At 39.9% G+C, this 22,146-nt stretch carries 24 protein-coding genes and 1 tRNA gene; 6 read left to right on the top strand and 19 right to left on the bottom strand.

From position 1 onward, the window contains the following. Positions 1-75: 75 nt before the first annotated feature. The 3 genes from trmL to queG form a co-directional block, all read right to left on the bottom strand. Positions 76-549: a tRNA (uridine(34)/cytosine(34)/5-carboxymethylaminomethyluridine(34)-2'-O)-methyltransferase TrmL gene (gene trmL, locus MHI08_RS04480; RefSeq protein ID WP_024425327.1), complete on the bottom strand. Its 474-nt coding sequence runs from the start codon at positions 547-549 to the stop codon at positions 76-78. 43 nt (positions 550-592) lie between these two features. Continuing rightward, positions 593-1,495 (bottom strand): amidase domain-containing protein, encoded by a 903-nt coding sequence (locus MHI08_RS04475; RefSeq protein WP_342500039.1) that lies wholly within the window; start codon positions 1,493-1,495, stop codon positions 593-595. Positions 1,496-1,556: 61 nt separating this feature from the next. Next, positions 1,557-2,705 (bottom strand): tRNA epoxyqueuosine(34) reductase QueG, encoded by a 1,149-nt coding sequence (gene queG, locus MHI08_RS04470; protein ID WP_024427417.1) that lies wholly within the window; start codon positions 2,703-2,705, stop codon positions 1,557-1,559. Positions 2,706-2,788: 83 nt separating this feature from the next. Here queG and MHI08_RS04465 point away from each other — a divergent pair, with 83 nt between their 5' ends. Beyond that, on the top strand, positions 2,789-3,385 hold the full coding sequence (locus tag MHI08_RS04465; protein ID WP_243837380.1) for a hypothetical protein: 597 nt from the start codon (positions 2,789-2,791) through the stop codon (positions 3,383-3,385). A gap of 98 nt (positions 3,386-3,483) precedes the next feature. Here the strand turns inward: MHI08_RS04465 and MHI08_RS04460 are convergent. The 12 genes from MHI08_RS04460 to MHI08_RS04405 form a co-directional block, all read right to left on the bottom strand. Then, a tRNA-Gly gene (locus tag MHI08_RS04460) sits at positions 3,484-3,557 on the bottom strand. Between the two features lie 127 nt (positions 3,558-3,684). Next, positions 3,685-4,341: a hypothetical protein gene (locus tag MHI08_RS04455; protein ID WP_342500038.1), complete on the bottom strand. Its 657-nt coding sequence runs from the start codon at positions 4,339-4,341 to the stop codon at positions 3,685-3,687. Between the two features lie 79 nt (positions 4,342-4,420). Continuing rightward, positions 4,421-4,702, bottom strand: coding sequence for a hypothetical protein (locus MHI08_RS04450; RefSeq protein WP_024425332.1), 282 nt, complete (start codon positions 4,700-4,702; stop codon positions 4,421-4,423). Further along, positions 4,699-5,604 carry a PqqD family protein gene (locus MHI08_RS04445; protein WP_044333672.1) on the bottom strand — a complete coding sequence of 302 codons (906 nt, stop codon included), beginning with the start codon at positions 5,602-5,604 and terminating at the stop codon, positions 4,699-4,701. Before MHI08_RS04445 ends, MHI08_RS04450 begins: the two co-directional genes overlap by 4 nt. Then, complete coding sequence (locus MHI08_RS04440) at positions 5,588-7,054, bottom strand: hypothetical protein (RefSeq protein WP_212049131.1); 1,467 nt, start codon at positions 7,052-7,054, stop codon at positions 5,588-5,590. Before MHI08_RS04440 ends, MHI08_RS04445 begins: the two co-directional genes overlap by 17 nt. Continuing rightward, complete coding sequence (locus tag MHI08_RS04435; RefSeq protein ID WP_342500037.1) at positions 7,032-7,778, bottom strand: ABC transporter ATP-binding protein; 747 nt, start codon at positions 7,776-7,778, stop codon at positions 7,032-7,034. The genes MHI08_RS04440 and MHI08_RS04435 overlap by 23 nt, the downstream gene beginning before the upstream one ends. 115 nt (positions 7,779-7,893) lie before the next feature. Next, positions 7,894-8,106, bottom strand: coding sequence for a hypothetical protein (locus tag MHI08_RS04430; RefSeq protein ID WP_024425336.1), 213 nt, complete (start codon positions 8,104-8,106; stop codon positions 7,894-7,896). Positions 8,107-8,646: 540 nt separating this feature from the next. After that, a complete protein-coding gene (ssuD, locus tag MHI08_RS04425) occupies positions 8,647-9,789 on the bottom strand; it encodes an FMNH2-dependent alkanesulfonate monooxygenase (RefSeq protein ID WP_342500036.1) in 1,143 nt (380 codons plus the stop codon). Positions 9,790-9,806: 17 nt separating this feature from the next. After that, positions 9,807-10,637, bottom strand: a complete 831-nt coding sequence (locus MHI08_RS04420) for an ABC transporter permease (RefSeq protein ID WP_101677431.1) — start codon at positions 10,635-10,637, stop codon at positions 9,807-9,809. Then, a complete protein-coding gene (locus tag MHI08_RS04415) occupies positions 10,634-11,626 on the bottom strand; it encodes an aliphatic sulfonate ABC transporter substrate-binding protein (protein ID WP_342500035.1) in 993 nt (330 codons plus the stop codon). Before MHI08_RS04415 ends, MHI08_RS04420 begins: the two co-directional genes overlap by 4 nt. Before the next feature lie 14 nt (positions 11,627-11,640). After that, complete coding sequence (locus MHI08_RS04410) at positions 11,641-12,408, bottom strand: ABC transporter ATP-binding protein (protein ID WP_342500034.1); 768 nt, start codon at positions 12,406-12,408, stop codon at positions 11,641-11,643. 163 nt (positions 12,409-12,571) lie between these two features. Next, positions 12,572-12,727, bottom strand: a complete 156-nt coding sequence (locus tag MHI08_RS04405) for an FbpB family small basic protein (protein ID WP_029706872.1) — start codon at positions 12,725-12,727, stop codon at positions 12,572-12,574. A gap of 265 nt (positions 12,728-12,992) precedes the next feature. Between MHI08_RS04405 and MHI08_RS04400 the strand changes: the two genes are divergently transcribed. Then, entirely contained in the window at positions 12,993-14,288 is a 1,296-nt protein-coding gene (locus MHI08_RS04400) for a homocysteine synthase (protein WP_163115687.1), read from the top strand. A 41-nt stretch (positions 14,289-14,329) separates the two neighbouring features. Here the strand turns inward: MHI08_RS04400 and lepB are convergent, their stop codons facing one another. Next, positions 14,330-14,896 carry a signal peptidase I gene (lepB, locus tag MHI08_RS04395; RefSeq protein ID WP_024425343.1) on the bottom strand — a complete coding sequence of 189 codons (567 nt, stop codon included), beginning with the start codon at positions 14,894-14,896 and terminating at the stop codon, positions 14,330-14,332. A gap of 155 nt (positions 14,897-15,051) precedes the next feature. Continuing rightward, on the bottom strand, positions 15,052-16,995 hold the full coding sequence (locus tag MHI08_RS04390) for an LTA synthase family protein (RefSeq protein ID WP_024427404.1): 1,944 nt from the start codon (positions 16,993-16,995) through the stop codon (positions 15,052-15,054). 541 nt (positions 16,996-17,536) lie between these two features. On the opposite strand from MHI08_RS04390, the gene MHI08_RS04385 reads away from it, so the two are divergent. The 4 genes from MHI08_RS04385 to MHI08_RS04370 all read left to right on the top strand — a co-directional run bounded on the left by MHI08_RS04385 (position 17,537) and on the right by MHI08_RS04370 (position 20,329). Then, positions 17,537-18,340 (top strand): DUF2262 domain-containing protein, encoded by an 804-nt coding sequence (locus MHI08_RS04385; protein ID WP_034624045.1) that lies wholly within the window; start codon positions 17,537-17,539, stop codon positions 18,338-18,340. Between the two features lie 18 nt (positions 18,341-18,358). Continuing rightward, positions 18,359-19,048, top strand: a complete 690-nt coding sequence (locus MHI08_RS04380) for a DUF1963 domain-containing protein (RefSeq protein ID WP_342500033.1) — start codon at positions 18,359-18,361, stop codon at positions 19,046-19,048. A 475-nt stretch (positions 19,049-19,523) separates the two neighbouring features. Continuing rightward, a complete protein-coding gene (locus MHI08_RS04375) occupies positions 19,524-19,721 on the top strand; it encodes a hypothetical protein (protein ID WP_034624048.1) in 198 nt (65 codons plus the stop codon). Between the two features lie 62 nt (positions 19,722-19,783). After that, on the top strand, positions 19,784-20,329 hold the full coding sequence (locus tag MHI08_RS04370; protein WP_025093285.1) for a histidine phosphatase family protein: 546 nt from the start codon (positions 19,784-19,786) through the stop codon (positions 20,327-20,329). 30 nt (positions 20,330-20,359) lie between these two features. Here the strand turns inward: MHI08_RS04370 and MHI08_RS04365 are convergent, their stop codons facing one another. Together MHI08_RS04365 and MHI08_RS04360 are read right to left on the bottom strand one after the other, a co-directional pair. After that, positions 20,360-21,064, bottom strand: coding sequence for a hypothetical protein (locus tag MHI08_RS04365; RefSeq protein ID WP_224929225.1), 705 nt, complete (start codon positions 21,062-21,064; stop codon positions 20,360-20,362). Positions 21,065-21,080: 16 nt separating this feature from the next. Continuing rightward, on the bottom strand, positions 21,081-21,875 hold the full coding sequence (locus MHI08_RS04360; RefSeq protein WP_342500032.1) for a phosphotransferase: 795 nt from the start codon (positions 21,873-21,875) through the stop codon (positions 21,081-21,083). Positions 21,876-22,146: the final 271 nt, after the last annotated feature.

The following is a 22,146-nucleotide window of genomic DNA, read 5'->3' as shown; positions in this document are numbered from 1 at the left end:
TTCATTTTCAACATGTTAAAAAAAGTGATTTCACATAAAAAAGCCGAGTTCAGTATCTCGGCTTTTATCATGATCTTATGTGAGATCGCGATATTGCTGCTGGCGAAGTGCCTCATATACAAGAATGGCTGCCGTATTCGACAGATTCAGAGAACGAACATGCTCTGTCATCGGTAAACGAAGACAACGGTCCATATTTTGTTCAATCAAATCTTTCGGCAATCCACTTGTCTCTCTTCCAAACACAAAGAAATAGTCTTCATCCAGCTGAGAGTAATCAAATGTTGTGTGCGGCTTTTGGCCAAATTTAGTGATATAGAAAAATTGCCCCTTCGGATGTGCCTCAAACAATTCATCAAGTGAATCATGATAGACCACATTGGCATATTTCCAATAATCGAGTCCTGCACGCTTCAGCATTTTGTCATCTGTCGAAAAACCAAGCGGACGAATCAGATGAAGGGTTGTATTTGTTGCTGCACATGTACGCGCAATATTTCCAGTATTAGCTGGAATCTCTGGTTGATATAAAACGACATGAAGTCCCAAAAAAGTTCACCTCTAATTTTCTTTTCCGCTCAACATTATACCACTAACTATCCTTCGCGGCATCGTCCAAAATGTGAAAAAACATATATCGAATAGCAGGCGTATAGGCAGTCGAATCCTCATATGACCAATAACGCATGCGGGAGTCATACGTCTGTGCATTCACAAGAGGCATTCCGCCTTTGTCATGATCAACGACAATGGTTGTATGATTATACCTTCCATCACCTTCAAAATCGTAGCAAATGACATCACCAATTTGAAGCTCGTGCGCTTCTTTGAGTTTCTTTGCTCTCAAACCCGCTTTTGAATTCGCTAAATAATTTTTCATCGAATGAGCCACCGTCCAGCTATAGCTCCACGTATGCGGACGCACCCACCAGCCAGACCCGCGGTTCGGATACCCTCTCGTTGGCGCATTCCCTGCTTTCAAACATTGTGAAATAAAATTTGTACAGTTATCTTCAAAGTTTTTATAGGCTGGATTCCGTTTATTCCAATATGTCTCCGCATACTTCACGGCAGCCCGCCGGTCATAATGAAAGGCTCTCCCAAATTGATCTTCGGTCTGAAAGCGCTCATCCATATGCTCTTCGCTTTGCCGCTCTTCTAACATCATCCGATCTTTAACAAGCATGTTGTTATAAAGAAACGCTTCTCTTTTTTCCACCTGTTCCTCTAAATAAAAAGAATCGTCTACATCCTTGCATACATATGTGAGATGAGCAAGGTACTGCACATGCTGAGCCCCATCATCTTGAATGGCTGAATCGAGAAGTTTTGTTTTTGCTTTCGCCTTCACAATCTCAACCCGTCTTCTAGCAAAAAGCTCTTTTTTCCGCTCTACTGCTTCCACATCAGACATAAGCTGCGGCTGTTTGATTGCACGGTCATTGATTAAATACGCCAGCCTGTCTTCTAAAGTTTTCTCTAATAATTGTTTCACACAGACACCACCAAACATTTTTTAAAATCTTTGTTTGGTTCATTCTATGTTCACAGGGATGTTATTTAGTATTTAAAGGTGTCTGCAGGAGCTCAATCCCTTTCACAATCTCCTCTTTCGCTTCTTCATCACTTTCCCGCTCAAGGGCCTTTTCCAGCTCTGGGAGCTGCTGATCATCGCCAATTTTGCCAATTGCCCATGCAGCCGTTCCCCGAATGACCGGTCTTGGGTCCTTGTGCATCAGCTCAATTAATACTGGTAAGGCAGATGTATCTTTAAAATGAGCGAGTGCCAAAATCGCATTCCGCTGAATGGGCTTTTTCCCCCGCCATGAACCTGAAACATGACCGTATTTTTCCTTAAACTCACGATTGCTGATCGTCAGAAGCGGCTTTAACAGCGGCTTCGCAATTTCAGGGTCTGGCTCCATTTCAGGATGCAGATGAAAGTCTTTTCCTTTATTGATCGGGCAGACAGTTTGACATGTATCACACCCGTACAATCGATTCCCTATTTTCGAACGAAACTCATCAGGTAAAAAGCCTTTTGTCTGCGTTAAAAATGAAATACACCGCTGAGAATTCAGCTGTCCTGGATTCACCAGCGCACCCGTTGGACACGAATCCACACATTTATTACAAGTTCCGCACTGGTCTTCAATTTTCTCATCCGGTTCAAATGGGACATTTGTGATCATTTCAGCCAAATACACATAAGATCCAAACTCTGGCGTGATAATCATACAGTTTTTTGCACTAAAACCAATGCCAGCACGTTCTGCTACAGCACGATCAGACAATTCTCCTGTATCCACCATTGATTTTGTCCGTATATCAACATGTTTGCTTCGCAAAAATTCTTCGAGCATATCAAGCTTTTTTTTCAGCACAACATGATAATCCGTTCCCCATGAAGCCCGGCAAAAAATCCCCCGTCTCGCATCCTTTGTACTTCGAGGAGCATCTTTCATTTTGGAAGGATACGCGAGCGCTATCGCAACAATTGATTTGGCCTTCGGAAGCAGCAAAGAAGGGTTTGTCCTTTTTTCAATGTCAGGCTCTTCAAAGCCTGACAAATACCCTAACGATTCATGTAAGATGAGGCGGTCCTTTAATGAATCAAATGTGTCGGCACTTGCAAATCGAATTTTATCGACACCAATTTCTTTCGCATATTGAATCAATTCTTCTTTTAATTCTCCAACATGAATCACCTTGCAAACCTCCTTTCTTTGTTTCTTCTGTTGTTTTCAGTATAATACGAGTGTATCATGACCGATTGGAGTGAGTCACTGTGAAGATACATATGGAAATTTCTCATCATCAAAACCCGTCTATCCATGTTGGACAGATTGAATATTCGCATATTGAAGTGGGTACATCACCTCAAATGTTAAAAGGCCGCTTACGCCTGTTTCAAGAATCTTTATTTTTTGAATACGAAGATAAAGTTTTAGAAGAAGTACCAGCCATCAAAGAATGGACGGATATTTTAAAAGACGTTCCTTTCCTTCCACTTCTTTCTGACATCCAAAAGGAACAATTTATTGACTCAACCAATTCCGTACAGGATTTGTCGATATTTTTCTCACTAAAATATTTCTTACCTATCCTGACTTTAGATGCCGATCGCATCAAAGGACCGCTTTCACTGGCAAAACATGAGGCTGGTCACATCGAATGGCAGGACAGCGCAGGACTGAATGGATTATTTTCTCAAGCAAGTAAAGCACAAATTTCTCAAGACACAAAGAACATTCTTCAAATCATCCTTTTCCCGCCATCTATTTCCCGGGAAAAGAGTGAAGCTCTTATTCAATCCTTGACGAAGATGTTTGTACAAATACATGGCGGAGAAAGCAAATATGAACTCATTGAAAAAGCACTGTAGCCTCACAGTGCTTTTTCACATTATACTGACATAATAAAAAACGCAACACTTCGTTTATCTAAGAAACGAAATACTGCGTTATAAACAAAATTATGTATTGGAGCGGGTGATGAGAATCGAACTCACGACATCAGCTTGGAAGGCTGAGGTTTTACCACTAAACTACACCCGCATCAATCTTTTAAAAGCAACGTCATCGCTTTGACTTTTATTATGTTACAACTTTCTTAACAATTCGTCAAGAGAATATGAAGATTTTTCGTCAAAAAACTTCATATTCTCCGTATATATTACGATAGTTATTTATCTAGCTGGATATAAAATAAGTATGCATGTGACTTATTTTTCAGCGCTTGCTTTGGATTCTTCTGAATTTCCTCAAGCATTGGTGAACTTCCATCCTTCCCCATTGCCGCTGTATACGCAATCAGTGCCTTTCCTCCAGAAGCAACTTTGACAGTTTCAGATTGTGCAGAAAATACATAGTCACTTACTTTGAACGGAAAGCTTGATGTCGCTTTCGTCATTCCATCATTCTTTTTATTTGACCAAATACTAAATTGTGATTCATATGTATCTTTCTCATGATGTAATTGAAGAAGTACATTCACCGTTTGGTCGGTTCCATCCTGGTGTAAAGTAAAGGTAGCAGATGATGCTTCCTTATTCACTAATCGTCCATTTTTGTAATGACTCCCGATAAACGTAATACTCTTATTCTTCTTCGTTAATCCTTTCAGTGTCAGAGCCACCTTTTCATTAGTCGTTGCTGCTTCTAGTAAGTTTTTTTCTTTTTTTGAGAGTTTCATTTGTTCGATGGTTACTTGGTTTTTAGTGGCAGGATCTGTTGTTATTGTCGAAACCGTCTTTTCGGTTGTCGTGGTTTCTTCGGCCTTCTCGCCGCATCCTGCTAATAGAAAAACTGTGAATAAAAGAATGCTCCATTTTTTAACCATTGTGATCCCCTTTGATGTTTTTTATTTCTTATTATACTAAAATTTGGTCGGAACACAAAAAAAGGTTAGGAGAATTCTCCTAACCTTTTGCTTTTTTCTGTTTCATGGCTGATAGGAATGCCACAATGAGAAAACTCACAGCAAAAATCACCATCATATAAATAAAAAAGTTTGGCTTGATCTGAAAAGTAAATGCGGACGAGCCTTCCATCTCAAAAGCGAGACTGTTAAATAATAAAGCATCATTCGTTTTTGATTGAAATAAATGATAGAACAGTACACCGATTGTCAGCATCGGAAAGCCTAAGAATCCTAGAAAACTACCAACTATCGCGCCTTGTTTCATCGCCTGAACGTTCATGATCGTTGTCCTCCCATTCCCCCAAGCAATAGCTGCTTCATAATGGACTTACCATCCCCCATAAACGGAAGAAGATAGAGTAATTGAATAAAATACGTGATTGAAAAGATGAAAAAAGCTGTCGAAACCGGGTTTTCTTTTAGAAATAAAATGGTGACAATGATGCCTGCTGCGCCAATCACACCGGGAACAAGCGGTCCAAGCAGCGTAATCCATACCTGCTTTTTCTGAAATGGATCTAATACGGGCCTTACAAACTTCACTGACATCATGTCACTCGCAAAAAAGCCTTGAGGACCATCCCGTCCTGCAAATTTTCGATGCGCATAGCCATGTGCCGCCTCATGTAAGGCGGTTCCGGTAATTAACCCGAAATAAATAATCGTAAAATAAATCGCAATGGCTGCAATCGACGGATCAGGAATGAATAAAAAAGCGATCCCTGCCATGACCATGAAAAGCATCCAGAAAAAGATGATTTTTCGCGTCACCATGAGCAAAGCCGTCCCAAAAATGTGAAGGAACGAGTGACCAGTACAATCAAATCGTTCCTTCATTTTGACTTGATACTGCTTGAAAAATTGACAGCAGGCTGTCACAATCCGATATGGTGAATGATAATGAATAGACAGCAAGTGATGCTGATTCAATCCCGTCATCAGCTGATAAAAATCACGAGCAATCACCGACTCATCGACCTGAAACAAATCGGCGAGCTCTGCGGTAATACTCGCTTCTGTTCTTTTACCGTCCACTTTCGTTAACATATGATAGGCACTTTCATTGATCGGGAGTGTGCTTCCATACTGCGTATCCGTGAGATGCCTCTTTTGTAAGGTCACATACGGCGCTAGTGCCGGTACCCGCTCAATCTTTAGCTTATTGTTAAGAAGTTGAATCATGTGAATACCTCCATGAAAAACCTTTGTATATGGCAAAGATGAGCAGACCCTCAAATGCAGCCACAAGCAGCCATTGAAGCGTTTGACTCGACGCCCCTATGACATAGTTTCCAATAAAAACAATCGGAATCATGAGTAAAATAAGCGCTCCAAATGAAAAAATGCCTGTATAGGGATTGTTTCGATCAAGAGGAAGTAAAATACCTACCATATAAAAGAGCGCAGTCGCATTGCATAACACAGCGGCACCAATCAATGCGTGCCAAATCTGATCAGGAAGCGTCAGCGTTGTCAGCATGAATAAAACAATTTGCAGTACACCTACGAGCAGAAGGCCGATAAACTTATACAAAGCCACTTCCCACGATCTCAGACCAAATGTTTTATACATGCCCAGCATTCGTTTATCATTGCCAAACGAATTGAAGGCTGTTAATCCAGCAAGAGCGCAAAGAACAAAAAACGCTTCTTCTTCAAATCGGAATCCAAACTGATAACGAACGAATAAGATCACAATAAGGAGAATAAGAAAATTTAAAATATTTTCTTCATTTCGCACCTGTGATTTCATTTCCTTCACAATAAGTGACCACTTTTTTGAAGAAGAGAATGGCAACTTGTGTAAAAAGGTTAACGCTTTTTTCTCTGCCATAATCGGCATCATCGCAAGAGAAACAAATGCGCCGCCTGCCGATAAGAGGATGAGCAGAATCAAGATCCCATAATTTACCCCTTCAGGAGGCATTCCTTGTGCGGCTAAGAAAAACGGTGCTGTCAAATACATCAAATGATAATCAAACTGAATATATGATTGCTGAATTTGGCTAATATCAAAGTGCGTCAATCCATACGTGACAACCAGTGCCAATAAAACAAATATCGCTGCAAATTTTTGCAACGGTAATCTTAATTTCAAAACAAGTAAATAAGTGATATTGTAAATAAACTGCAGCAGCATTAAGACAAAAAGCGACTGCAAAAGCACCATCAAAAAGAAAGTGAAGATAAAGAAAATACCTATTCCCTGGGCAATAAAATTAGGTAAAAGCAGGATGCCGATAAAAAATAAAACAAGCCCTGCCACCACTGTCACCATCGGAATGAAGTATCCAAAACTTTTCTGAAAGGTAGAGAGCGGGAACCAGCTGAGCTGCATAGAAAACCGGTCTTGTTCAGGTGTTCTGACCTTGATCAAAACGAATAACAAGCTTGTAAAAATAGAGGCATTGATCGCCATTGACACGACAAGTAATCCAAGTGAACGTTCATCTCCATTTAAGAAAGCCTTCATAAAGACACCTGTAAAGCTGTATCCGATAATGGCTCCCATTGTGACGGCAAACAAAAAGAATAAGACCACAATGATTCGCTTCGTTTGAGTATCAAAGAGCTTATACATCTCCTGCTGCCACATTTTAAGCATCATTTTAGAAATGATTAATGATTTCATCAAAATGTGCACCCCTATCACTTAACATTGAAGCTTTCAGAAACACCTGTTCCAGTGTGCTTGATTGATACTTCTCCTTTAAGGCTGAGACCGTCCCTTCATCCATTTTATTTCCTTTAGAAATAATGGCGATTTTGTGGCACAGCTCTTCCGCTGAAAGCATATCATGCGTTGAAAGCAAGATCGCACCATGGTGCTCGGCATACCGCTTCATCAGTTTCTTTGTGTTTATAACCGCTTCAATATCAAGTCCTCTAAAGGGCTCATCCATGATCACCAATTGACTATCAAGCATAAATGCAGCAATCAGCTGTGTCTTTTTTTTCATTCCATGTGAATAGGTTTCGATTGGTCTTGATAAAGCCGAGTCCATATCAAACAGTTCAATTAGTTGATTTCTTCTGTGAATTGTTTTACATTCATACATAGAAGAAACAAAATCTAAATATTCAGCACCAGTCAATGCTTCAGGGAGCAGCAGGTCATCTGGAACATAGGCTACTTGTTTTTTAAAGGATGGTTCATCATTAGTGACGCCCTGCAAATGAATCCTTCCTTCTGTATGCTTAATAATGCCGAGTATACAGTTAATCATCGTTGTTTTACCCGAACCATTCGGTCCAGCAACAGCAACGATTTGATGAGGGTCGATCTTTAAATGAAAATCATTGACAGCAGTCACGTTATTTTTATACGTCTTGGTTAAATTCTCGATCGTAAACATATAACCTCCAAGTGTCTGCATATTCTTTAAAAACAGATCAGGCTAAACCGCCCGCCACAGACGGTTTAGCCCTGGTGTCTTATCTAAGAAGTAAAAAGATGAATCCTAAGTATAGCTACTTACATTCAATTTTGACTTTTAAGCCACTTTCCCACTGAACGGCTCCTGTAAAGCTACCCTTGCCGTTTGCGATACACCAAACTGCTGCTCCTAGAACGACTGTTGCTCCCAATCCAAGAAGAACAGCAACAAATACTAAGAACCAAGCTTGGTCCATAATAGCAGGTTCCATAGTGGAATAGTCAACTTGCGGCGCTGCATAAGTCATACTTTTCACCTCCCAGCTTATGATGATCGTATCATAGGCGTCACACTCCAAACATCTACAGAACATCCCATTTTTGACCGAACATACATTTGATTAAAACGTGACTTTTTATTCAATTATTCCCTTTCATCTGTTTAAACCCTCTCTTATTTACTAGATTTTGACACCCCATAAGAACCACAAAACCCATTTAATGTCATTTGCACCATCTTTTTTCTCCTTTTTTTCAAATAGTCCATATTTATCATCTATCATATTTATTCTTTCTTTTTTGTGAGATAGAAAGAATTCCCCCGATATATCAGATAAAAAAGTCCTGATTTTATGTCGCAATAATGCCAATTATGAAATATTTACTGATCATTCTGATAAAAGAGTGGGCATATTTCCCTTCTTTTCTTGACTCTATAAATGTGTATATACAAGAAAAGCGATTGGGAAAAAAGCCCTTACTTTGTTCAGCAGTACACAACATAAGACTCCCGCTATTCTATGAAAAAAAGCAAAGCAGCCTTCGCAGACTGCTTTGCTTTTTCATATTTATGAGGAACTAGCAGCAGAGGCTGCATCTGGGAAATGATTGTTCCCAATGATTTCACCAGCTGGCACAGAGAGTCCTGTAGCTCCTGATCTCTTGAATGGAAGGAGCGGGAAAACAAGCTCTGCTAAATAATAAGCTTCTTCTAGATGCGGGTATCCAGAAAAGATAAATGTATCAATGCCTAGAGACTCATATTCTAGGATACGTTCTGCTACTGTTTGCGGGTCTCCGACGAGTGCTGTTCCTGCACCGCCGCGTACTAAACCAATGCCTGCCCAAAGATTTGGGCTGATTTCAAGTTTGTCTTTCCTCCCTTGGTGCAATTCCACCATTCGTCTTTGACCTACTGAGTCCATCCTCTGTAACACTTTTTGCGCCTCATCAATTGTTTTTTGATCCAAATGACGAATCAGATGTTCCGCTGCCTGCCATGCCTCCTCTTCGGTATCTCTCACAATCACATGAAGACGAATGCCAAACTTCAACGTTCTTCCTTCCTTTTCAGCCTGTTTCTTCACTTGTGCAATTTTCTCTTTTACTTGTGCAGGCGGTTCGCCCCAAGTTAAATAGACATCTGTATGCTTGGCGGCTGCTTGAATTCCTGCTGATGATGATCCGCCAAAAAAGACTGGTGGATGGGGTGTTTGAGCTGGTGGGAATAACAGACGGCCATTCTCCGCTTGTAGATGTTTGCCATGAAATTGTACATTTTCTCCATTCAATAACCGCTTCCAAATTGTCAAAAATTCTTCTGTTGCCTCATAGCGTTCAACATGAGAAATGAACAGCCCATCCCCTTCAAGCTCCTCTTTACTTCCCCCTGCTACCACATTAATCAACAGTCTCCCGCCTGAAAGACGATCCAATGTAGAAGTCATTCTAGCAGCAACAGACGGCTGCATCAGCCCTGGTCTAAGAGCCACGAGGAACTTTAAATGAGTGGTTTCCGCAGCTAAAGCAGCTGCCGTCAGCCATGGATCTTCACATGATCTCCCAGTAGGCAGCAAGACCCCTGTATAACCAAGCTGATCAGCAGCTTGAGCAATTTGTTTAAAATATGGATAATCTGCCTGTCTTGCCCCTTTCGCTGATCCTAAATAACGGCCGTCTCCATGCGTTGGAATAAACCATAAAATATTCATGACATCGCCCCCTATTATTATTCACCTTGATAACTAGTGCGCCACTTGAGCAGACGCTTTTCTAACAGACGTACAAATGAATCTGTCAGCTTACCTACTACTGCAAAGATGATAATTCCTACAAACACTTTATCCGTTTGAGAGAATTGCCTTGCATCCATAATCATATAGCCGACGCCGCTGCTTGAACCCATCAACTCAGCTACCACTAGACCAAGCCAAGCAATTCCTAATGACAGCCTCACACCCAGAAGAATATGAGGAAGAGCAGCCGGTAAAATTAGCTTTGTGATGCTTTGATACAGATTAAACTCTAAGGCGCGAGCCACATCAAACAGCTTATTATCTACACTGCGAATACCTAGAAAAGTATTAATATAAATCGGAAAAAAAGCCCCAAGTGCGATCAATAAAATTTTTGCCGTTTCATCAAAGCCAAACCAGAGGATAAATAAAGGAGTGACCGCTAAATGCGGAACGGTTCTCAGCATTTGCAACGTCGGATCTACATACTGCTCTGTTTTTTTAGAAAACCCTACGCATACACCCAGCAAAAGACCTAAGCCTCCCCCAAGTAAAAATCCACATATCGCTCGATAAAGGCTGATGTATAGATGACCAAACAGTTCACCAGAACGAAATAAATCTCGAAAAGATTCTGCAATCAAGACAGGCGCAGGAAGTACAGTGGAAGAAACGATTTGAGAACCAGCTATGATCTGCCAAACCGCAATAAGTAGAACAGGTAATACCAGTCCCTTTAACTTATATAAAGAAGAAGCTTTTCTCCTTTTTTTCTTTGTCCGCTCGATTTTAGATGCTAAAGCCGGATTCAAAATAGCTTTCATTCATCCATCTCCTCTTTCAGCATTTTTTCAATAAACGAATTATCTACAACCTGATTGACATCAATTTTCCGCTGGATCGCCTTTGTTTTATATTGAAAATCAGCGGTATGCTGCTGAGCATTGATGATCTTCTTCGAAATGGGCTTATTGAGTGGTTCCGTATTGTTTAATACTTGTGTAACGACCTTCTTATCTAAATTTTTTAAACGCGCATATAGAGTAACAGCCTCTTCTGGATGTGCTTTCTGCCACTTCACCGCATGGTCATATACCTTTAAAAATTTCACTACTAGTTCAGGATGCTGATCAGCAAACTGAGTTCGAACAAGTGTGAAACCTGGAGAATATAAATCGGTCGCTTCCCCATTCACTAGCAGCTTTGCTCCCTTCTTTATCGTTTCAAGTGATAAGAACGGCTCCCAGATCGACCAAGCATCAACGGACCCATTTTCAAATGCTGATATCGCTTCATCTGGCTGAAGCTGAATGATCTGAACATCCTTCGCAGATAAACCTGCCTGATCTAATACTTTGTATAAAAAATCAAAGCCACTGCTGCCTTTAGCGACAGCAATTTTTTTCCCTTTTAAGTCTTCTACTTTTTGAATCTTACTGTTCTTATTCACTAAAATACCGTTCGCTTTCAGCCCATCCTGAGATAAACCAATTTCCTTAAAATCAATACCCGCTGCCTGACCTGCTATGACAGGTGAGTTTCCAACTTGCGAGAAATCTAATTGATTTGCAGCAAGTCCTTCAAATTGGGGAGGACCACTTTGAAACTCCACCCACTTTACCTTCACTCCTTCTTTTTCAAATGATTGTTCAAACCACCCTTTTTCCTTTGCTAAAAGCAGCGGGCTCAAACTTTGCTGAATCCCAATCCTAATTTCTTTCACCTTGTTTTCTGAGCCGTCTGCTGCTTGATCACACCCTGCTAAAACAAGCAGAAGAGTCAAAAAGATAACGATCATCTGTTTCTTTTTCATGCGATTTCCCCTCCCTAAATCCCTGATCCATCAGTTAGTAACAATTCATCTGTTTTCTCAAATTCTGAAAGCACCTTTTGTCTTAAGCTTTGAAAAGCGGTTGACGTTCTATCACGCGGAAAAGGCAGGTTCACAGGAAGAATTTTATGGATTCGGCCAGGTCTCGCTTGCATTAGCACAATTTCATTTCCTAAATAAATCGATTCATCAATATCATGGGTAACAAGCATCATTGTTGTTTTTTTCTCCTTCCAAATGTCCAGCAGTACATCCTGCAAGTGCTTTCGTGTGAATGCATCCAGCGCACCAAATGGTTCATCCAGCAATAAGATCTCCGGATCACGAAGGAGTGCTCTCGCAATGGCAACCCGTTGCGACATTCCTCCGGAGAGCTCATGTGGATAAGCGTGTGCAAATCCTTTTAAACGAACAATTTCAATCAGTTCATCCACTTTGCGGCGTACATCCTGTTGTTTTAAATTGAAATTGGCCGCTATATTTTCTTCGACTGTCAGCCATGGAAACAGGCGGTGTTCCTGAAAGATAAAGCCCTGTTTCATTCCTGGTTCTGTGACCTGTCTGTCTCCTATCAAAATTTGCCCATCATACGCTGTGTCGAGCCCGCCTATGATTTTTAGCAACGTACTTTTCCCGCATCCGCTCGGACCTATTACTGTTATAAATTCACCAGGAATGATGCTCAATCTTAAGTCTTCAAGTACCCGAATGGACTGTTTGTCTTTCCAAAAGGATTTATCCACAATATCAATTGAAATCGTCATTGAAGCCTTCACTCCTCTTGCGATCAGATAAATACACAGAAAGGCCCTTATCCCAAAAAAGAGATAAGAGCCTTCGCGTTGTCCGATCAGCTAATCATATTGATTTGTTAGCACCATCCTAAATCATATTAATCCCATAAATCAACTCAAATTTATAAAATGGTTATTTTGTCCTTGTATGTTTTTCATCGATCCGATCGTAAATCGCTTCTATTCGTTCCTTGCTGCTGTAAATCTCATATTTGTTCCGCTCAATCAATATGTCTAGTGTGAGATCCATGTGTTTTCTGTATTTTTTTCGTTTTTTCTTTTTTTCCATTTTCATCATCCTTTCTTTTTCAAATAAAAAAAGGCTCTTCACTCATGCTTGAGTGATAGAGCCTTCGGTTGACCGATCAGCCATTCTTGTTCGTGTTTTCAGTATGCTCATGTTAATACACACTATTCCTACCTGTCAACTATATTTATTGTTTTTTCAGATTTATCTAAAAAATGATTGACCGAGCAGGGAACAAGATTTATAGTCTTATTAAATATTTCTTATCAAAACAGTTGGTTTTATCTAACAAAAGGAGGATTTACACATGTCAGAGGAACGTCCATTTCGTTTAGAAACAAAAGCCATTCACGCAGGTCAGGAGCTTGATTCAGCGACCTATTCAAGAGCCGTGCCTATTTACCAAACGAGCTCCTTTGGTTTTAGAGACAGTGAGCATGCAGCGAATTTATTTGGTCTTCAGGAACCGGGAAATATTTATTCACGTATTATGAACCCTACAAATGACGTATTTGAAAAGCGTATCGCTGAGCTTGAGGGTGGAATTGGTGCACTTGCTGTTTCTTCTGGACAAGCAGCGACGACTTATTCTATTTTAAACATTGCAGGAGCCGGAGATGAAATCGTTTCCTCAAGCAGTCTTTATGGCGGCACCTACAATTTATTTGCCCATACACTCAAAAAACTTGGAATTACAGTAAAATTCGTCGATTCATCCAACCTTGAAGAACTCGAAGCGGCGATCACAGACAAAACAAAGGCAGTGTATGCAGAGAGCATTGGAAATCCAAAAGGCGACATTTTACATATTGAAGCCATCTCAGCCATTGCACACAAGCATCATATCCCGCTTATTGTGGACAATACGCTCGCCAGCCCTTATTTATTAAGACCTATCGAGTTTGGTGCAGACATTGTCGTCCACTCAGCAACCAAATTTATTGGCGGTCACGGTACATCAATTGGCGGCGTCATCGTTGATAGCGGCCGATTCCCTTGGGCTGACAGCGATAAGTTCAAAGGACTAACTGAACCAGATCCAAGCTATCACGGTCTGACATATACAGAAGCGATTGGAGAAGCAGCTTATATCACAAAAGCACGAGTACAGCTCTTACGTGATTTAGGGGCAGCTCTGTCGCCATTCAACTCATTTTTACTTCTGCAAGGCTTAGAAACATTACATCTTCGTCTTGAGCGGCATAGTGAAAATGCCTTGAAAACAGCACAATTCTTACAGGATCACCCTCTTGTCGATTGGGTAAGCTATCCGGGTCTTGAAAGTCACGAATCCTATGAGCTTGCTCAAACCTATTTACCAAAAGGACAAGGCGCAATCCTCACATTCGGTATTAAAGGTGGACGCGAAGCAGGTAAAAAGCTCATTGATTCTGTGCAGCTTTTCTCCCATCTCGCAAACGTGGGCGATTCTAAATCCCTCATTATTCACCCTGCCAGCACAACGCATCAGCAATTAAGCGAAGCAGAACAAAAAGCGACAGGTGTCACACCAGAGCTCATTCGTTTATCTGTTGGAACAGAAGCGATTGAAGATATTCTTGCAGATCTTGAACAGGCGATTACAAAAAGTCAGTCTGAATGACATAGAAAAAAGCACACGGCTGTGTGCTTTTTTATTGTTTATTAATGATTGAGTAAGCGAATGTCTTGGAAAGGATAAAATACAAATGAGGTAGTTCCTTGAATATCACGCTTTGTAAAAAGACCTAAGCCGTTGCGGCTGTCCATTGAATTTTGGCGATTGTCCCCCATGACAAAGTACTTTCCTTTTGGAACAGTCAGAGGGCCAAAATCAGGTGTCAGCAAAGTGCCATCTGCAGCTGCTTTCTTTTTGTTTGACGCTAAGTAAGGCTCCGCCACTTTTTTTCCATTAACATATAGCTGATCATTTTTCATTTCAATTTTATCACCAGGTAAACCAATCAATCGTTTGACATAATGAGTGCTGCGGTCTTCCCCATCAAGAACAATGATCTGTCCCCGTTTATAATCACCGAAATAATCAACCGTTTTATTCACAAACACCCGCTCTGTATCATGCAATGTCGGATACATGGAAGATCCTTTGACAATGTATGGCGCGAATAAAAAGTTCCGAATGATAAAAACAGCAATAAATGCGATTAAGATGGCTTTGATCCAGCCCCATAATTCTGATTTCTTTTTTTGTGTTTTTGTATTTGTTGTCATAAGCTCCTCCTGAATTCCCCAAGGACGAAATGTGTGTCACCAGCTGCCAGCCGGCGTCACGCTTGTTTCTCCCTAAATATAAACATATTTTGCCAACAAATCAAGCGAAGAGAGAGAAAAAGGCAAGCACCTTTCTGTGCTTGCCCAAAACTCAGTTAGTTAGCAGAAGAATCCGCTTCTTTTTCTTTGTTTGCTTTACCATAGAAATAATCCGATGGATTCACTGGTTTGAAATCAGATAACTTATGGAATCGAAGAAGATCCCTATAGAGCACTTTATCTGAAAGACTTAACTGATTATCAACACGGGCTTTAATCGCCTCTGTCTTTTTATTTTGTTTCACCACTTTACCCGTTTTCGTATCATAAACGGTATTATCGACAAGTGTGTATTTCGGTGTCACATAGTTTCCATTACGGAAAGCAACAGTCTCATCATGCTTTTTAGAGAATAAGTCTGTTCCAAAATTCACGAATTCATTTGAATCGATACCTTGTAAGTGAAGAAGTGTTGGCATAACGTCGACTTCACCACCATACGTATGGTTCACGCCGCCCTTCTTACCAGGAATACGAATCATGAGCGGAACACGCTGGTTTTGTGCATTTTGATAAGGAGTGATTTCTTTCCCTTGAATTTCACTCATTGCACGGTTATGGTTCTCAGAAATACCGTTATGGTCACCATATAATAAAATGACTGAGTCTTTATACATACCTGATTTTTTCAAGTCTTTGAAGAATTGCTCTAATGACTCATCTAAATATCTTGCTGTTTGGAAATAGTTATCGACTGTTTTATCGCCAGTTGTTGCCTTAGCGATTGTCGCATCTTTTTCATCTAAATTAAATGGATAGTGATTTGTCAGTGTCATTAAATGTGCATAAAATGGCTTTTTCATTGATTCTAGCATTGGAATTGATTCTTTGAAGAACGGTTTATCCTTCAGACCCATATTCACAAGGTTTTCTTCATCCATGTTGTAATAGGAAGCATCAAAGAATTGATCAATTCCCATATGTTTATAAATCGTGTCACGGTTCCAGAAAGATTTATAGTCCCCGTGAAGTACTGCACTCGTATAGCCTGCTTTTTGATCTAGGATGGCAGGTAGTGATTGGAAGGTATTTTCACCCTTTGTCACAAATGCTGCTCCCTCTGGCAAGCCAAACATACTATTATCCATCATCAGCTCAGCATCTGATGTCTTCCCTTGACCTGTCTGATGGAAGAAGTTATCGAAATACGTAAAGTCGTCTTTCCCATGAGCCAGTTTGTTTAAGAATGGAGTCACTTCTTCTCCATTTAATTTGTAGTCAATTAAGAAAGACTGGAAGCTTTCTAAATGAATTTTAATAATGTTTTTGCCTTTTGCTTTACCAAAATACTCTGCATTTGGCTTCGCATAGTGAGATGACGTATAGTTCACAACATCCGTTAAATCTTCACTGCTTGCATTGGCTACCTGTGTTGCGTTTTGTGCTGCTTGTACCCCATCATAAATCGTATAGTTATAAACACCTAAGTATTTGACAACATACTTATGATCAAAGGTTCTCGTTAATAATTCTGGACGATCCTTTTCAGCCAAATGAAGGTTTACAAAGAACAGTCCAATACCTGCAGCTACAATCAGCAGTGCAAACGTCTTTTTCATTTGGAACTTCTTCACTTCTGGTCTCCAAATGACAATCGCAATCAAAATGATAATATCAAGGAAGTATAAAAGGTCATGCGGCTTAATGCTTGCTAGCACACCGCCAGTCATGCCTCCCCCAAGATTTCCTGCCTGCTTCATTGTTGAGAAAGTCAAAAAGTCATCAAAGAAACGGTAATACGCTACATTTGCATATAAAAGTGCGGTCATAATAAAATCAATAACAATTAAAACAATGGCAGATTTACGCCCCTTCAAAAAGAGAGCAAGTCCAAAAAACACGATGGCTGAACTAAATGGATTCAATAAGAGAAGCCCCTCTTGAAAAGAACCTTTTACTCCTAAATTAAAGTCCATTTTGTAGGCTGTGTACGATTTAGCCCAAAATAAAAGGACAGCCAAAACAAAAAAGCTATATTTGTTTGCAAATATTTTTTTCATAAAACCTCTTCTTTCTTATCATCGTTCTGATATAAATGAAATCATAAAAAATTTACATTCATTTTGCAAATGTAAATCTTCTTCGCCAAGCATGCCGATGCTCTGTCTCCGCCGGATACATGCGCTCCTTTAATATAACGAATGAGAAGCATCATAAGTTTCAAAAAAAATACGAGTAAATAAAAGGAAAAATATCCATTTACATTAAATTTACGCACACTTCATGTTTTAGTGGATGAAGAAGGTTTTGTAAATCACTCAGTATTACTTTACTTTTTTCATCTATTCGTGTCAAAGTAATTATAAAGAAAAGGAAGAATAACCTAGGCTTTTCGACTCATTTACCCAAATTTATACAAAATTCGATCCTTGCTTCTTTTATTGTGACTCAACCTCCATTAATCCATGTACCTCCCTAAAAAAACAGTTTTAAACAAAAAAAGCTTGATTTCCCCTACTGATGTGCGGTGTGATAAAGAGGTAGAACTTGATCACAACACTTATATGTTCATGACAAAAAAATCAGGCTGGAGGACATCACATGAAGATTAACAAACAAATCAACACTTTTGAAGAGAGATTTTCAGAAGATGTAGTCACTATCATTGCTGTTACAGGACCTTCTGGCGTAGGGGCAGGAAAAGCAGGCCAGGCACCTCTTTGGACCGCTTCTATTCCACTGATTGCTTGGAAAGAAAACGGTCATATCATAACCGAAAATGTAAGACTTTGCTGGCTAACAGATGACGAGGGATTAAGGGAAAAACAGGCACAATTACATAAAGAATCAATCGTTACACTTCAGGTTCGAAAAGGCGAAGGTGAATTCATGCTTGTATCTTTAATCAATACAGATACACAGGATCAAGCGCTTCAAGAAATTTTAGAAGAAGCCCAAAAGCCTGTGTATTATCATGATGATACACTTGGCACCTTTGAGTTAGTGAAAGGACTAGACTTATTTGAAAAGACGATCCAATGGAGCAATGAAGAGTGCCTTCTCTACTTCAACCTCGAAGAAGATGAAAAAATAAATGACTCTCTTCGAACAGCAAACCAACTTATGCAAGAGCAAGCCAAATGGGATTCTTCTATTAAATCATTTGCCGCGAATCAGCTGATAGATCTAGCAAAGGATTGGCAGGAACAAGACGAATCAGCTGAAAAGCAAGAAGAACTCACACTGAATCAATTTATAAGCCGCATTTCACTTGAAAGCCTGCATGTTTACCCTGAGGGAGAGTTTGAAGTCTACTATCATGACGGTGATTTATTTTGGGGTCATGTCATTATTGTCACAGGAAATATAAATGGCACATTTCATGATGCACACATTGCAGGCTAAAGGCTGGAGGAATAACCCATGGAAATCAAAGCTTTTCAAGAATTAAATCTAATCGGGAAAACGCCAGCCATCGCCAAAATTGGCGGCTTCCGTCCTGATCCAGCTATACACAGCTGGTTTGCCGGCCATTTTTTCATCGATCCTAACCAAGGCTGGCCGACAGATCAAGATGGGGCCATGATTCCGATTTTACAAATTTATTTACCAGAAGTGCCAGGAGGAATGAACGGCTTCAATGAATGTAAGCTGATTCAAATTTTTCTTAATCAGAAAACACTTCCGATTGATATCACCAAAAACGGTGAAGGCTGGAAGCTCATTGAATATGCATCAATCGAAGGTTTAGAAGTAGCTGAGACTCCTGAAGAAGTGAGAGTACTCAAACCCTTTCAAATCCAATGGAACGAAAGTGAGCAAAGGGACTTTCCTTGCTGGGAAGAAGCATGGTCATACGTCGATTTATCAGAAGTAAACGAAAGTGAAGAAGCGACAAACCACTTCTTTAATCAATACACAAATTATTCGTTCACAAAAATCGGTGGATATGGGGCGTATATTCAATCCCCGCCCCATCAACAACAAGGCGAATTCATGCTGCAAATCGCCTCAGAAGAAAAACCTCGTTTCATGATTGGTGATAACGGCACGATGTATTTCTATTACAACAAAGAATTAAAAGAATGGTTAATGCATTGGGATTGTTTTTAACGTTTATTGAATGAAACCTTGCCTTCTCCTAAGCGTAATGAATCATATGAAAGGAGGAAGCAAAATGGGATTCATTATAGACATCTTTTCACTTACTATATATATCCCTTTTCTACAAGTGGATGAAGAGGATATCTCGAGGAACGCAGCACATCTCAAAAAATATAGCTGGTTTCAAGCTCTATTACATGATCAAACTTGCAGGGACCTCATCATTTATCATCCCGATGTTCGACGTGTCATAGGCAGGTTTAAAACGAAGAAACTCCATAAGAAGCGCTACAACTTAAGATGCGAACGTAAATTACTACAAGCATTACAGCATGCAATGTAAACTGACAACAAGAGCCGCACTTTCCTGTGGCTCTTGTTTATCAATTGAATCATTCCTTTTGAAGAAAACATTTGACGCCTGGACAACTCTCCCCGTATATTATGTATAAATCCATCTTTTTCAAAGAAAAGGGGGCCTCACATGCGCTTGTTTAAGAACTGGAGAAAAAAGCAGCCTGTACAGCAAATCACTTCAGAAAAGCAAGAAGACAGCATCCCAATCGACTTCTCCACACTTCCCTTTGGCACAGACACCGTCGATGATTTTTTGTTCAATCTAGACCTGACCTCCAAGCTCACAGATCCCTATAAAGAAACAGATACGAACAAGCTTACCTAGACCTTCGTAAATCCTCATCCAATACTGGATGATTTTTTTATACTCAATGAAAGGTGTATCCAATGAAAACATTTTATATCGTCAGACACTGCCAAGCAGATGGACAATCTAAAGATGCAGCTTTAACACCACAAGGCATCACTCAATCTCATGAACTGGCACAGTTTTTTTCCAGCATTCATCTCAATCAAATTATCTCAAGTCCTTATAAACGAGCGATCCAAACTACTGAGCCTCTTGCTCATGCAAAACAGCTCGAGATAAAAATCGATCAGCGCCTCTCTGAACGTGTATTAAGCAGCAAACCAATAGACGATTGGTATGAGAAACTAAAGCTCAGTTTTACAGACTTACATATGACCTGTGAAGGCGGAGAATCGAGCCAAGAAGCTATGAATCGTATTGTAGAAGCACTCCACGAACAAATAAAATTAGAAACAGATCATACCCTATTCGTCACACATGGCAATATCATGAGCCTGCTTCTTAAACACGCCGATTCAACAATTGGATTCGAAGAGTGGGAGAAACTAAGCAATCCAGATGTATATACCCTGAAATATTTTAGTCCAGATCATATAGAAGCAAAGCGAATATGGCATAAATAAACGGCAGAATGAATTCTGCCGTTTCCTCATCTATTGTTGATAATAAAAAGCCTCTACCCACTCATACGGCTTCTTACGCTCCGCACACCATTTCATGAAGCCTCTTGTCTCCGTTTGCTGAAATTTCTTCCAGTCCGATAAAAGCTGATCATAATAGGCTGCTTGTTTTTCAACATTAGTACGAATCCTCTTATCTTCAATCAGCATCATGACATCTTCAATACCTTGAATTCGCTCTTGGTCTTTCTCATAGGTGCTTAAATAAAGATCTTCATGTATATGATGAAACGAATACCATAAAGCCGATAAATAGGTTTCGCAAATTTGAACAATGACACGCTGCTCACTGCTGCCTCCAAACTCTAGCGCTTTCAATAAATAGGGCAGCCCTTCTCCCTGATGTACAAACAAGCCCTGCCAGCGATATGGTCTCACATCCATTGGGTCAACCTTCTCCCACTCTTGCAGAACAGGCTGAATTACCCCAATTATCAATGGATACACAAGCAAATGATGACCATCCTCAAACCGTTCAATCTTCTCAAACAGCCAAGCAACAAATAAACGCTGTACTTCAAAATCGTTCTCTTTCATCTCTTCAATAAAGGCCTGAAGAACTTTTAGCGCATCTTTACGCAGGCCCTGTTCTTTTTTCACACAGTACTGTCTAAAAAGAGGATAATCATGTGATCCCTCGTCTTCAATCATGGTCTGTAATATCGTATTCGTTTGCAATAACAACGCCGCCTCTTTACATCCAATCTTTTCTATGTTCATGAATGAATTGAATGTCTTTTTGATAATGCTCAAGGTGCCCCTCATGAATCATGTTTTGAAAAGCGATATCCCCTTCACTCGCTTTTCGTTTCATGTACTGACATAACCCTTTTAAACGCAACAGCACCATATCCAAATAATCTTCTGCTATTTCCTCCCCATAAGATTCAAAAAACAGTTTCACTCTATGCTTTATATGGTCTGCATGTTCTGATGAATGATAGTTCACGATATCTTCTGTTTTAGTGCGAAAAAACCTACTGATAGGTACACATGTATACAGAGTATATGCGATATCCCAAAGCCTTGGACCAGGAGCAGCTACATCAAAATCAATAATTCCTACTGGTTTTTCGTTATTGAAAATGATATTGTACATAGCAAAATCATTATGGCATACAACCTCTATGTTGTTAGGCGTATTGTCCATTCGTTCCCAATCGTCTGAAATGGGAAAATCACAAACAGCATCATGATACAGTCTAAGCATTCTCGCTATTTCTTTTAAGGCTTGGTGAGAGCACATGTATTCTTTTAAGGGATCATGGCCAGCTTCGCCTTCAATGAAAGACAAGATCTCTCTACCTTTTTCATCAACCCCTAAAAACTTTGGAGCATAGGAGAAATTCTTTTTTTCTAAATGCTTTAGCAGCTTTCGTATATTGATATTGTCTGACTTTACTTCTCGACGAACCGTATCTCCCGAACGATATACGTTTGAGACATTTCCTCCTGTCAATAACTCCTCATGATCATTTTGTTTTTTCATAAATTCTCCCCTCAAACTGGGTCACAATGTTGATGTCAGCTAAAGATGTATGTTTGCCCACAATGATCAATTCAGTTGCTAGGTTATTTCCCGGGCAAATATCTTATAGATCCAACTGTCTTTAGATCGCTAATTGTATCTTATCAAATATTTTGAATCATCTAAAGATATCATGTTCTCTATTTTCTAATAGGTTGATATGTTCTATCTAACCATCCCATTTTAAACACAAAAAACGTTTTACCAGAATGGGAAACGTTAGGTTGACGGT

The organism is Bacillus sp. FSL M7-0791, from assembly GCF_038627085.1.
Taxonomy (GTDB): Bacteria; Bacillota; Bacilli; order Bacillales; family Bacillaceae; genus Bacillus; species Bacillus safensis.
The sequence above is the reverse complement of the archived record's forward strand: the minus strand, read 5'-3'. Positions and strand labels throughout refer to the sequence as shown.

What these genes read in the sequence shown, in the direction of transcription:
- MHI08_RS04455 (WP_342500038.1), bottom strand. Translation starts at nt 4,341, where the DNA reads ATGGTTAAAAAATGGAGCATTCTTTTATTCACAGTTTTTCTATTAGCA.
- MHI08_RS04450 (WP_024425332.1), bottom strand. Translation starts at nt 4,702, where the DNA reads ATGAACGTTCAGGCGATGAAACAAGGCGCGATAGTTGGTAGTTTTCTA.
- MHI08_RS04445 (WP_044333672.1), bottom strand. Translation starts at nt 5,604, where the DNA reads ATGATTCAACTTCTTAACAATAAGCTAAAGATTGAGCGGGTACCGGCA.
- MHI08_RS04440 (WP_212049131.1), bottom strand. Translation starts at nt 7,054, where the DNA reads ATGAAATCATTAATCATTTCTAAAATGATGCTTAAAATGTGGCAGCAG.
- MHI08_RS04435 (WP_342500037.1), bottom strand. Translation starts at nt 7,778, where the DNA reads ATGTTTACGATCGAGAATTTAACCAAGACGTATAAAAATAACGTGACT.
- MHI08_RS04430 (WP_024425336.1), bottom strand. Translation starts at nt 8,106, where the DNA reads ATGACTTATGCAGCGCCGCAAGTTGACTATTCCACTATGGAACCTGCT.
- ssuD (WP_342500036.1), bottom strand. Translation starts at nt 9,789, where the DNA reads ATGAATATTTTATGGTTTATTCCAACGCATGGAGACGGCCGTTATTTA.
- MHI08_RS04420 (WP_101677431.1), bottom strand. Translation starts at nt 10,637, where the DNA reads ATGAAAGCTATTTTGAATCCGGCTTTAGCATCTAAAATCGAGCGGACA.
- MHI08_RS04415 (WP_342500035.1), bottom strand. Translation starts at nt 11,626, where the DNA reads ATGAAAAAGAAACAGATGATCGTTATCTTTTTGACTCTTCTGCTTGTT.
- MHI08_RS04410 (WP_342500034.1), bottom strand. Translation starts at nt 12,408, where the DNA reads ATGACGATTTCAATTGATATTGTGGATAAATCCTTTTGGAAAGACAAA.
- MHI08_RS04405 (WP_029706872.1), bottom strand. Translation starts at nt 12,727, where the DNA reads ATGGAAAAAAAGAAAAAACGAAAAAAATACAGAAAACACATGGATCTC.
- MHI08_RS04400 (WP_163115687.1), top strand. Translation starts at nt 12,993, where the DNA reads ATGTCAGAGGAACGTCCATTTCGTTTAGAAACAAAAGCCATTCACGCA.
- lepB (WP_024425343.1), bottom strand. Translation starts at nt 14,896, where the DNA reads ATGACAACAAATACAAAAACACAAAAAAAGAAATCAGAATTATGGGGC.
- MHI08_RS04390 (WP_024427404.1), bottom strand. Translation starts at nt 16,995, where the DNA reads ATGAAAAAAATATTTGCAAACAAATATAGCTTTTTTGTTTTGGCTGTC.
- MHI08_RS04385 (WP_034624045.1), top strand. Translation starts at nt 17,537, where the DNA reads ATGAAGATTAACAAACAAATCAACACTTTTGAAGAGAGATTTTCAGAA.
- MHI08_RS04380 (WP_342500033.1), top strand. Translation starts at nt 18,359, where the DNA reads ATGGAAATCAAAGCTTTTCAAGAATTAAATCTAATCGGGAAAACGCCA.
- MHI08_RS04375 (WP_034624048.1), top strand. Translation starts at nt 19,524, where the DNA reads ATGCGCTTGTTTAAGAACTGGAGAAAAAAGCAGCCTGTACAGCAAATC.
- MHI08_RS04370 (WP_025093285.1), top strand. Translation starts at nt 19,784, where the DNA reads ATGAAAACATTTTATATCGTCAGACACTGCCAAGCAGATGGACAATCT.
- MHI08_RS04360 (WP_342500032.1), bottom strand. Translation starts at nt 21,875, where the DNA reads ATGAAAAAACAAAATGATCATGAGGAGTTATTGACAGGAGGAAATGTC.